10 protein-coding genes are annotated in these 11098 nt (G+C 71.0%); 4 read left to right on the top strand and 6 right to left on the bottom strand.

Annotated features, from left to right (window positions below):
* Positions 1-7 precede the first annotated feature (7 nt).
* Both DEJ03_RS01095 and coaA read left to right on the top strand, forming a co-directional pair.
* Positions 8-493, top strand: a complete 486-nt coding sequence (locus DEJ03_RS01095) for a glutathione peroxidase (protein ID WP_110863205.1) — start codon at positions 8-10, stop codon at positions 491-493.
* Between the two features lie 105 nt (positions 494-598).
* Positions 599-1543, top strand: a complete 945-nt coding sequence (gene coaA / locus DEJ03_RS01100) for a type I pantothenate kinase (protein WP_110863206.1) — start codon at positions 599-601, stop codon at positions 1541-1543.
* A 97-nt stretch (positions 1544-1640) separates the two neighbouring features.
* On the opposite strand, the gene glmM is transcribed toward coaA, so the two are convergent.
* The 6 genes from glmM to truA form a co-directional block, all read right to left on the bottom strand.
* Positions 1641-3014 carry a phosphoglucosamine mutase gene (gene glmM, locus DEJ03_RS01105; RefSeq protein ID WP_110863207.1) on the bottom strand — a complete coding sequence of 458 codons (1374 nt, stop codon included), beginning with the start codon at positions 3012-3014 and terminating at the stop codon, positions 1641-1643.
* Between the two features lie 22 nt (positions 3015-3036).
* Positions 3037-3522, bottom strand: a complete 486-nt coding sequence (rpsI, locus tag DEJ03_RS01110; RefSeq protein ID WP_017885499.1) for a 30S ribosomal protein S9 — start codon at positions 3520-3522, stop codon at positions 3037-3039.
* A gap of 36 nt (positions 3523-3558) precedes the next feature.
* Entirely contained in the window at positions 3559-4005 is a 447-nt protein-coding gene (gene rplM / locus DEJ03_RS01115) for a 50S ribosomal protein L13 (RefSeq protein WP_027466717.1), read from the bottom strand.
* Between the two features lie 330 nt (positions 4006-4335).
* Positions 4336-7455: an ExeM/NucH family extracellular endonuclease gene (locus DEJ03_RS01120; protein ID WP_146237625.1), complete on the bottom strand. Its 3120-nt coding sequence runs from the start codon at positions 7453-7455 to the stop codon at positions 4336-4338.
* A gap of 125 nt (positions 7456-7580) precedes the next feature.
* Complete coding sequence (locus DEJ03_RS01125; protein ID WP_110863208.1) at positions 7581-8324, bottom strand: MBL fold metallo-hydrolase; 744 nt, start codon at positions 8322-8324, stop codon at positions 7581-7583.
* Positions 8321-9196, bottom strand: a complete 876-nt coding sequence (gene truA, locus DEJ03_RS01130; RefSeq protein ID WP_110863209.1) for a tRNA pseudouridine(38-40) synthase TruA — start codon at positions 9194-9196, stop codon at positions 8321-8323. Before truA ends, DEJ03_RS01125 begins: the two co-directional genes overlap by 4 nt.
* Positions 9197-9286: 90 nt before the next feature.
* Here truA and DEJ03_RS01135 point away from each other — a divergent pair, with 90 nt between their 5' ends.
* Positions 9287-10267 (top strand): ATP-binding cassette domain-containing protein, encoded by a 981-nt coding sequence (locus tag DEJ03_RS01135; RefSeq protein ID WP_110863210.1) that lies wholly within the window; start codon positions 9287-9289, stop codon positions 10265-10267.
* Positions 10264-11097: an ABC transporter permease gene (locus DEJ03_RS01140; RefSeq protein WP_110863211.1), complete on the top strand. Its 834-nt coding sequence runs from the start codon at positions 10264-10266 to the stop codon at positions 11095-11097. Before DEJ03_RS01135 ends, DEJ03_RS01140 begins: the two co-directional genes overlap by 4 nt.
* Position 11098: the final 1 nt, after the last annotated feature.

Below are 11098 nucleotides of genomic sequence, written 5' to 3' on the forward strand. Positions count from 1 at the left end.
CCGGGCCATGGGACGCTTCGACGACATCGCCATCACCACGCTGCACGGCGAGGACACCACGTTCGGCGCCTACGCCGACAAGGCCGTACTGGTCGTGAACGTCGCCTCCCGGTGCGGCCTCGCCCCGCAGTACGAGCAGCTCGAGGCCCTGCAGAAGCAGTACGGCCCCCGCGGGTTCACGGTGCTGGGCTTCCCGAGCAACCAGTTCCTGCAGGAGCTCGGCTCGTCCGCGGCGATCGACGAGTACTGCTCCACCACCTGGGGCGTGACGTTCCCGATGTCCGAGAAGGTCAAGGTCAACGGCAAGAGCGCCCACCCGCTCTACCAGGCCCTCAAGGAGACCCCGGACGCCGACGGCAAGGCCGGCCGCGTCGCGTGGAACTTCGAGAAGTTCCTCGTCGCCCCCGACGGCACCGTCACGCGCTTCCGTCCCACCACGAAGCCGGACGCCCCCGAGGTCGTCGCCGCCATCGAGGCGGCCCTCCCCGCCTGACGCGTCGCGTCCTGCGGACGCGCACCGGGCACTGGACGGGAGGCCCGGGGCACGTGAGCCGGTCGGCTCACGTGCCCCGGGCCTCCCGTCTGTACGCTCGATCCCATGCCGTTCTCGGAGACCGCCGTCGCGCACCCGACCCCGTTCGTGGAGATCCCACGTGACGATTGGTCCCAGCTCGCCCCGAAGGAGCACCTGTCGCTCACCGAGACCGAGATCGTGCAGCTGCGTGGTCTCGGCGACCGGTTGGACATGCAGGAGGTGCAGGAGGTCTACCTGCCACTGTCCCGCCTGCTCACGCTCTACGCCGCCGGTGCGCGCAACCTGCACGCCGAGACGAGCCGGTTCCTCGGGGAGCGCGCCGGACGCACGCCGTTCGTCATCGGCGTCGCGGGCTCCGTCGCGGTCGGCAAGTCCACCGTCGCCCGTCTGCTGCGCGAGCTGACGAAGCGCTGGCCGGACACCCCTCGGGTCGAGCTCGTGACGACCGACGGCTTCCTGTACCCGAACGCCGAGCTCGAGCGCCGCGGGATCATGGACCGCAAGGGCTTCCCGGAGTCGTACGACCGCCGCTCCCTGCTGCGCTTCGTGAGCCAGGTGAAGAGCGGGGCGACCGAGGTCCGCGCGCCGTACTACTCGCACCTGGTCTACGACATCGTGCCCGATGCCGAGATCGTCGTCCGGCAGCCCGACGTGCTCATCGTCGAGGGCCTCAACGTGCTGGCGCCCCCGGTGCACGGGCGGCTCGCGCTGTCCGACCTGTTCGACTTCACGATCTACGTGGACGCGAAGACGAAGGACATCGAGTCCTGGTACGTCGACCGGTTCCTCGCCCTGCAGGAAGAGGCGTTCTCGAGCCCCGACTCGTTCTTCCACCGGTTCGCCTCACTCTCGCGTGAGGACGCGGTCCGGACGGCGACCGAGGTCTGGCGGGCGATCAACGAGCCGAACCTGCTCGAGAACGTGCTGCCCACGCGCTCCCGCGCCACCCTGGTGCTCAAGAAGGGCGCGAACCACAAGGTGAACTCGGTCCTGCTCCGCAAGATCTGAGTGGGGGGGGCGAAACAGCAAAACACCGGTGTTCGCGAGCTGAACCGCGTTCTGCGCGTGTTCAACCGGCGAACACCGGTGTCTTGCGGAGGGGAACCTACGCGGCGTCGAGCGCCAGGCGGTCCTGCACAACGGCAGCGAGCTCCTCGGCGATGCGCTGGGCATCGTCCTGCGAGGCGGCCTCGACCATGACGCGAACGACCGGCTCGGTGCCCGACGGACGGAGCAGCACACGGCCGCTGTCCCCGAGCGCCTCACTGGCGGCGGCGATGGCGTCCTGCACGCCCTGGTCGGCGAGCCCGTGACGATCGACGCCCCGGACGTTGAGCAGCACCTGCGGGAACACCGTCATGCACGAGGCGAGCTCCTGCAGGGTCTTGCCCGTGCGCGCCATCTCGGCGACCAGGTGCAGCCCGGTCAGGATGCCGTCACCCGTGGTGGCGAACTCGTTGAAGATGATGTGGCCGGACTGCTCGCCACCGATCGAGTAGTCGCCCTCGGTCATCTTCTCGAGCACGTAGCGGTCGCCCACGCCGGCCTCGATCACGGTGATGCCCGCGTCGGCCATGGCGCGCTTCAGCCCGAGGTTCGACATGACCGTCGCGACGAGGGTGTCGTCCTTCAGCCGTCCGCGCTCCTGCAGCGACAACGCCAGGATCGCCATGATCTGGTCGCCGTCGATCGCGTTGCCCGCGGCGTCGACCGCCAGGCAGCGGTCCGCGTCACCGTCGTGCGCGATGCCGACGTCGGCACCGTGCGCGATCACGGCGCGGGCGAGGTTGTCGATGTGGGTCGAACCGACGCCGTCGTTGATGTTCCAGCCGTCGGGGTCGGCGCCGATGAGCGTCACGCGGGCACCCGCGTTGACGAAGACCTCGGGCGAGACGCCGGCGGCGGCACCGTTCGCGCAGTCGAGCACGACGTGGATGCCGTCGAGCCGGTGCGGCAGCGTGCCGAGCAGGTGCACCACGTAGCGGTCCTCGGCGTCGGCGAACCGCGAGATGCGCCCGACGTCGATGCCGGTGGGGGTGGGTGCGGAGTGGTCGTGCATGGCCGCTTCGATGCGGTCCTCGACCTCGTCCGGCAGCTTGCGGCCACCCGTGGCGAAGAACTTGATCCCGTTGTCGGGAGCGGGGTTGTGCGATGCGGAGATCATCACGCCGAAGTCGGCGTCGATGTCCGCGACGAGGAACGCCGCGGCGGGGGTGGGGATGACCCCGGCGTCGAGCACGTCGACGCCGGCCGAGGCGAGCCCGGCCGCGACGGCGGCACCGAGGAACTCGCCGGAGACGCGCGGGTCACGCGCGAGGACCGCGCGCGGGCGCGGTCGACCCGACGCCCGGCGGGCGTCGGCATGGTGTCCGTGTGTGAGGACGGCCGCGCTCGCCTGGGCAAGACCCAGTGCGAGCGCGGCCGTCAGCTCGCCGTTGGCGAGACCACGAACCCCGTCGGTACCGAACAGACGCGGCATTGCGATCTTCAGCCGGTGACGACTAGCGCTTCGAGAACTGCGAAGCCTTGCGGGCCTTCTTGAGACCGGCCTTCTTGCGCTCGATGACGCGGGCGTCACGGGTGAGGAAGCCGGCCTTCTTGAGGGCCGCGCGGTTGTTCTCGCGGTCGATCTCGTTCAGCGTGCGGGCGATGGCGAGGCGGAGCGCACCGGCCTGACCCGAGGGGCCACCACCGGTGATGCGGGCGACGACGTCGTACGAGCCGAGGAGCTCGAGCACCTTGAAGGGGTCGTTGATGAGCTGCTGGTGCAGCTTGTTCGGGAAGTAGTCCTCGAGCGTGCGGCCGTTCACGACGAACGTGCCGGAGCCCGGGACGAGCCGGACGCGCGCGATGGCCTCCTTGCGGCGCCCGACGGCACCGCCGGAGACGTTGAGGATCTGACGGGGAGCGGCCTCGGCAGCGGCGGGTGCGCTCTCCGTGGTGAAGCTCTCCGGGGTCTGGTCGAGGGAATCAGCGATCTGAGCCATGAGTTTTCTGTGTCCTTGAAGTCGTCGTGGCCGGAACTACTGTGCGACCTGGTCGAAGATGTACGGCTTGGGCTGCTGCGCGGCGTGCGGGTGCTCCGCGCCGGCGTAGACCTTCAGCTTCTTGAGCTGCTCGCGGCCGAGGGTGTTCTTCGGCAGCATGCCGCGGATCGCCTTCTCGACGGCGCGGGTGGGGTGCTTCTCGAGCATCTCCGGGTAGGAGGTCGCCGTCAGGCCGCCCGGGTACCCCGAGTGACGGTAGTAGACCTTCTTCGCGAGCTTCGAACCGGTCAGGGCGACCTTGTCGGCGTTCACGATGATGACGAAGTCACCCATGTCCATGTGCTGGGCGAAGGTGGCCTTGTGCTTGCCGCGCAGGAGCGCCGCGGCGTGGGTGGCGAGACGGCCGAGGACGACGTCGGTGGCGTCGATGACGATCCAGTCGTGCTGGACGTCTGCCGGCTTCGGTGAGAACGTGCGAGTCACAGGAGTGCTGCTTTCGTGTCGAGGTGAGGAGTCCGTGAATCCCACTCCGGTCGGGAGTTCCACGGGCAGAAGCACGGGGAACACCTCGGTTGGAGGGCTCATCTGACTGTCCGCGCGCGGGGCGCACAGACCAAGGTGAGAGCCTAGCCGACGCGGGGTACGTCGGTCAAACGCGGCCGGCTGCCGGCCTGGAGGCGCGGGGCGGGCCCGCACCGCGCCTCCCGTCCGTCGCGCGGTCGCGCCCACCGCACCCGGTGCGCAGGAATAATCGGGTCCGCTGTGCGAACCCGACCATTCCTGCTCACCAAGTGCGCCCGTGGGGCGTGGGGACTACTCCGCGGCGGCCGCGGTCCTGCGGCGGCGCACGACCAGCACACCCGCACCCGCCGCGAGCAGCAGGAACGCCACCAACGCACCGGCACCGAGCCCCACAGCACCCGTGAACGCGAGCTGCCCGTCCACGGTGATCGTGATCGGGGTCCACCCGATCAGGCTCCCGTCCGCAGCCGTCACCGCCAGACGATGCGCACCAGCCACCGTGTCCACCGGGATCGTCACCCGCACCGTGCCGTCGGACGCGACCACAGCCGTGCCGATCAGCGTCGGCTCCGAGAACAACCACACGTTCACGACGTCACCAGCCGACGCAGTACCGACCGTCACCGTGATCGTCTCCCCCGCACCAGCCGACGCCGGAGCCGACACCCCACCACGGTTCGCCTCCGTCAACAACGACCCCGACGGCGCCACCGGAGCAACCGGCGGGGTGATCCCGTCGACCGGCGGCACCGGAGTCGGGGTCGGGTTCGGCACCGTGGTCGGGGTCGGCGTCGGCGTCGGCGTCGGCGTCGGCACCGGGGTCGGCGTCGGCGTCGGCACCGGCGTCGGGTCCGTCCCCGGGTCGGTGCCCGCGGCGTCCAGGTCGAACCCGACCAGGATCGGGTCGTGGTCGCTCGCCCGGTACACGTCGTCGGTGTACAGGTTCGTCGCGTTGTAGTTGTATCGGCTGTACTCCAGGCCCACCGACTCGACCGAGTTGATGTCCCAGATGTCCACGCCCGTGACCGTCTCGAGCGCGGCCTTCGACGCGAACACGTGGTCGAGCGAGCCGCTCAGGCCGGAGAACACGTACGAGTACTCGGTGCTGTCGAGCGCCGGGCCGAGGTCGGTGTAGCCGGCCTCGTCGAGGACCACCACCGGGTCCTCCTTGCTGTAGGCGTTGAAGTCGCCGAGCATGAACACCTTGTCGGTGCCGTACTGCTCCTGCATGTCGGTGGAGAACGTCACGAGGGCCTTCGCCTGCTCGACGCGGTCGGCGTTCGACGCACCCTGCCCGTCGCCCTGGTCAGCGTTCTCGCCGGTGCCGGAGCCCTTGGACTTGAAGTGGTTCGCGATCACTAGGAAGTCGTCGTCCGCGGTGCCGCCGACCGGGCGGAACGCGTCCGCGACGGGCTGGCGGGCGTTCGTGAACGCGTCGTCGAGCAGGATCGTCGACTCGCCGACGGGCTCGACGCGGTCCTTCTTGTAGATGAGGGCGAGCCGGATGACGTCCTCGCTCGCGGGCACGACGGCCGGGGACTTCGCGGAGGCCCAGGTGTCCTGGCCGGTGGCGGCGTTGAGCGCGTCGACCAGGGTGGCCACGGCGGCGTCGCGGTCCTGACCGAAGCGGACGGAGTTCTCGATCTCCTCGAGCGAGACGACGTCGGCGTCCAGGCCGTTGATGGCCTTCACGATCTTGACCTGCTGGCGCAGGAAGTCCTCCTGCTCGGCGGCACCGCGGGCGTCGCAGCCCGAGTTCACCGTGACGGGGTCACCGGCACGGTCCGTGTAGTACTTGCAGCCGGTGAGCTCGTCGCCCGTGGTCGGGAAGTAGTTGAGCACGTTGAAGCCGGCGAGCTTCAGGTCGCCACCGACGTCCTGCGGTGCCGGCTGGCGCACCTTCGAGAACGACGCCGGCAGGTCGGCGGCCGGGGTCGCACCCGTGATCGGCGCGGTCGGCTGGAACTTCCACCCGTTGTTGCGGTAGTCGAGGACGACCGGCTCGGTGAAGGTGGCGGCGGCCCCGACGGTGACCGGGCCCTGGGTGAGCCACGACACCGGGATGCCCTGGTTCGCCTGGGTCAGGAAGTTGGTGCTCGCACCGTCGTCGAGCGTGACCTTGCGCGCGGCGTTGTCGGCCTCGACGGCCTTCGCCTCGGCGCTGCCCGGTCGGCCGACCTCCGTCGGCTGGATCAGGCGCGTCGTGCCGCTGGCGAGCACGACCTCGCCGTACTGGTTCGTCGTGTAGTTGTCGGCGACGGTGTACGCGCCCTGGGGAGCGACGAGCATGCTCTCGAGCGACTCGCGCTGGGCGTCGGACGACGGGAACGCGACCGCGGCGGGCTGCGGTGCCGCGACGGTGTCGTCGAGCTGCTGCAGCGACGAGGCCCCGGACACCGTGAGTTCGGTCAGGCCGAAGTACTCGGACACGGCACCGGTGACCCGCACGTGGTCGCCCTCGTGCACCAGGCCGGCGGTGGCGGACGAGAAGACGAACACCGCGTCGGACGCGGTGTGGGCGCCGAGGTCGATGGCGCCGCCGGTGCCGGGGGTCTGGATCGTGTAGCCGTTGAAGCCGCCGGTGCCGTACACCGCGGTGACGACGCCGTCGGTCGTGACGTTCTTGCCGGCGTACGGCGAGGTGTCCGTGGTGCCCTGCAGCTGGGCGATGGTCACCGTCTCGGCGGGCGTGCCGGGCGCGGGGGTCCCGCCGTCACCCGGGTCGGTCGGTTCCGTGGGCTCGGTCGGTGCCGTCGTCTCGCCCGCGGCGTTCCGTGGGGTGAGCGTCGTCGTCACGGAGAAGTCCGCACCGTTGACGTCGGTGTCCGTGGTGCCCTGGCGGACCAGGCCGTTCGGGACGGAGTTGTCCCCGGTCACGGTGCGCACGGCCGACTCGAACGTGTTCGAGGCGCCGTAGCCGAGCAGGTCGACCACGCCGTCGGTGCCGGTGGCGACGGGTCCGGCGGCGAGCGCCAGGGGTGCCGTGGCGTCGGACAGCACGAGCGTGCCCGTGGTGCCCGACGGGTTGAGCGTCGCGGTGTCGTCGGCGGCGGGCAGGTCCTCGCCAGCCGCGGTGGCCCCGCCGTTGCCCGCCATCGACACCAGGAAGGTGCCCTTGGCCGGCACGGTGCCCTGGAGCGCACTGGCCGAGAACGTGCCGGTGCCCGTGGCGGAACGGTACTGGAGCGACCACCCGTCGAGCGACACGGCGACGTCGGTCGGGTTGCCGATCTCGACGAACTTCTCGTTGTAGAACGCGCCCTTGCTCCCCGCCTTCAGGTAGGCCTCCTCGATGACGAGGTCGGTCCCCTCGGGGTTCGCGGTCGCTGCGGTGACGGTGACGAGTGGGGCCGCGAGGAGCGTCGCAGCCGCCGTGGCGCACAGCAGAGTGCGCCCGAGGGTGTTGGCCATGCCCGCACGCTACCGACCTGCGGGGTCGTTCAGGTTGCGTCGAGGTAAATGATTGCGTTCGGCAACATCAGCCGATCGCGCGGCACCAGCCGATCGCGTTCGGCGGCCCAGCCGATCGCGCGGCATCAGCCGATCGGCAGCCACGTCCCGCCCACGCGTCGGACGGCCGGTCCGTGTCCCGGCAGCACGAGCGCCGGGAACGGCAGCGCCCGTGCCGACTCGAGCGCGCGGTCCTGGTCGGCGGTGAAGAACGGCGTGATCATCCGCGGCCGCGGGGCCCACGACCCGGGCTGGGTGTCGTGCCGACTGACGACCGCGTCGCCCGTGACGATCGCGTCCGCCGCGGGCAGCAGGTAGGCCGTCGAGCCGTCGGTGTGGCCGACGGCCGGGAAGGGCGCGATCGCCCGACCCGCGAAGTCCGCACCGGTGAACGCGCGAGCGGACGGCACGGTGGTCGGTCGGAGGGCGTCGGATCGGATCGCCCGCGCCAGCCAGGCGAGCACGCGGGGGCTGGCGAGCCGGCCGCCGATCTCCGCCGGGGTGACCTGCTGCCGCTCCGGTCCGCGCACGTTGGCGAGTTCGTCGGCGTGCGCGAGCACCTCGACGTCGGGGTAGCGCTCGAGGATCCCGGGGATGCCGCCGACGTGGTCGACGTGTCCGTGCGTCACGTAGACGCGACGGAGGTCGGCCGGGTCGTGCCCGGCGGCGCGCACGGTGTCGAGCACGAGGTCGGTGTCGGCCGGGTAGCCGGCGTCGATCAGCGCGACGCCGTCCTCCTCGGCCAGCACCACCCAGTTGGACACGGGGCCCTGGACGAAGACGACTCCGGGGGCGACGGACACGACGGAACGGGGTTCGCGCGGGCTCATCCCTCGACGGTACCGTCCACCGACCGTCGGGCCCGGGTCTGCTCCGCCCGCTCCGCGAGCTCCGCGTCCGCCGGGTAGCCCACCTCGGTCAGGGTCAGTCCCTTCGCCGGCGCCGTCTTGAAGGCGCTCGTGCGTTCCTCGGCGACGCGCAGTTCCTCGAGGCGGTCCGGGCCGAAGCGGCCCTCGCCGACGGCGATGGTCGCGCCGACCATGGCCCGCACCATCGAGTGGCAGAAGGCATCGGCCTGGAGGCGCGCCACCAGCACGCCGTCCGGCTCGCGGTCCCAGCGGAACTGCCGCAACGTCCGGATGGTCGTCGCCCCCTCGCGCGGCTTGCAGAACGTCGCGAAGTCGTGCAGCCCGAGCAGCGTCAGCGCACCGCGCTCCATCGCTGCCGGATCGAGCCGCGCCGCGTGCCAGACCGTGTGCCCGCGCCGACGTGGATCGCGCGGGGCGTCGGCGTCCGCGATCCGGTACTCGTACCGGCGCCAGAGCGGGGAGAACCGGGCGTCGAACCCCGCGGGTGCCACCGAGGCACCGGTCACGACCACGTCTCCCTCGGGTGCCGCGATGCCGTTGACCCGCTTGAGCAACCCGTCGAGCGGTGACCGGCCCGTCCCGCGCTTGGCGGTGAGCGCTGCCCACTGTTCTGCCGACAGGTCCAGGTGCGCGACCTGCCCGGTGGCGTGCACCCCGGCGTCGGTGCGTCCGGCGACGGTCAGCAGCGGTGGCTCGCCCCAGCGCGTGAACACGGTGGCGAGCGCGGTCTCGAGCGCGCCCTGCACGGTCCGCAGCCCGGGCTGCCGGGCCCACCCGGAGAACGCCGCCCCGTCGTAGGCGATGTCCAGTCGCAGCCGCACCGTCTCACTCACACGACCACGGTAGCGATGTCAGCGCCGCGTCAGCGCCGCGTGAGCGCTCGGCGGCAGCATCGTTCCCGACATCGACGAAAGGAACCCGCGATGACCACGACACCCCTCGCGGTGGAGGCCACCGGCCTCGTGAAGACGTTCGGCACGAACCGGGCCGTGGACGGCGTCGACCTCCGTGTGGAGGCCGGCACGGTCTACGGCGTTCTCGGTCCGAACGGCGCCGGCAAGACCACCACCATCTCCATGCTCGCCACCCTGCTCAGGGCCGACGGCGGCGAGGCCCGGATCTTCGGGCACGACGTCCGGCGCGAGGCGCAGACCGTCCGCACCCTGATCGGTGTGACGGGCCAGTACGCGAGCGTCGACGAGACGCTCAGCGCGACCGAGAACCTCGTGGTCTTCGCCCGCCTGCTCGGCCTGTCCCGCGCGGAGTCGAAGCGGAAGTCGACGGAGCTCCTCGAGCGCTTCGGCCTGACCGAGGCCGCCTCCCGTCCGCTCAAGGGCTTCTCCGGCGGCATGCGCCGCCGGCTGGACCTGGCGGCGAGCCTCATCGCGCAGCCGCCGCTGATCTTCCTCGACGAGCCGACCACGGGTCTCGACCCCCGCACCCGTGCGCAGATGTGGGACACCATCCGCGAACTCGTCGCGACCGGCTCGACCGTGCTCCTCACGACGCAGTACCTCGACGAGGCCGACCAGCTCGCCGACCGCATCGCCGTGATCGACCACGGCCGCGTGGTGGCCGAGGGCACCGGCGACGAGCTGAAGGCGAGCATCGGCTCGGCGTCGCTCCAGCTCCGGCTGGCCGACTCCGACGGCGGCGACGGCACCGAACGGCTCGCGACGGCGGCGGACCTCGTCGCCCGGGTGCTCGGCGCCCCGCCCGTGGCCAGCCCGGAGGGGTCGCGCCTGACCGCGCCGATGGCGGATCCCGACCGGGTCACCGACCTGCTCGTCGCGTTCCGCGAAGCCGGGGTCTCGCTCGCCGAGATCAGCGTCCAGAAGCCCACGCTCGACGAGGTCTTCCTCACCATCACCGGCAAGCCCGCCCTCGAAGGGAGCAACGCATGACCACCACCACCGCCACCACGGGGTCCGCGGCGCCACGCGTCACCCCGCGTCCGGGCATCGGCTCGACCGGCCTCGGCGCCACCGTCCGGCAGTCCTTCACGATGGCGTACCGCGGCCTGATCAAGGTCCGGCGCACCCCCGAGCAGCTGTTCGACGTCACCCTGATGCCGATCATCTTCACCGTGATGTTCACGTACATCTTCGGTGGGGCGATCGCGGGCGACGTGGCGAGCTACCTGCCGATCATCATCCCGGGCATCCTCGTGCAGACGAACATCACGTCGTCGATCGTCACGGGCGTGCAGCTCCGCGAGGACATGGACAAGGGCGTGTTCGACCGCTTCAAGTCCCTGCCGATCGCACGGATCGCCCCACTCGCCGGCGCACTGCTGGCGGACACGGTGCGGTACGCGATCGCGACCGCCATCACCTTCACGGTCGGCATCGTGATGGGACTCCGACCTGCCGGCGGCATCGGCGCAGTGGTCCTCGCCGGGCTGCTCGTGATCGTGGTCGCGTGGGCGATCAGCTGGATCTTCGCGTACTTCGGCGTGGTCGCCCGGACGGCGTCGAGCGTCTCCGGGATCTCGAACATGGTGCTGTTCCCGCTGACGTTCCTGTCGAACGCGTTCGTGCCGGCCGACACCCTGCCGGACTGGCTCCGCTGGTTCTCCGAGGTCAACCCGATCTCGCACCTGATCACCGCCGTCCGCGACCTGGTCAACCAGGGCACGGTGGGTGTGGACCTGTGGATCAGCCTGCTCGGTGCCGCGGTGATCGTCGCGGTGTTCGCGCCCCTGACCGTCCGCGCCTACATGCGGAAGGCGTGAG

Source organism: Curtobacterium sp. MCLR17_043 (assembly GCF_003224215.1).
Taxonomy (GTDB): domain Bacteria; phylum Actinomycetota; class Actinomycetes; order Actinomycetales; family Microbacteriaceae; genus Curtobacterium; species Curtobacterium flaccumfaciens.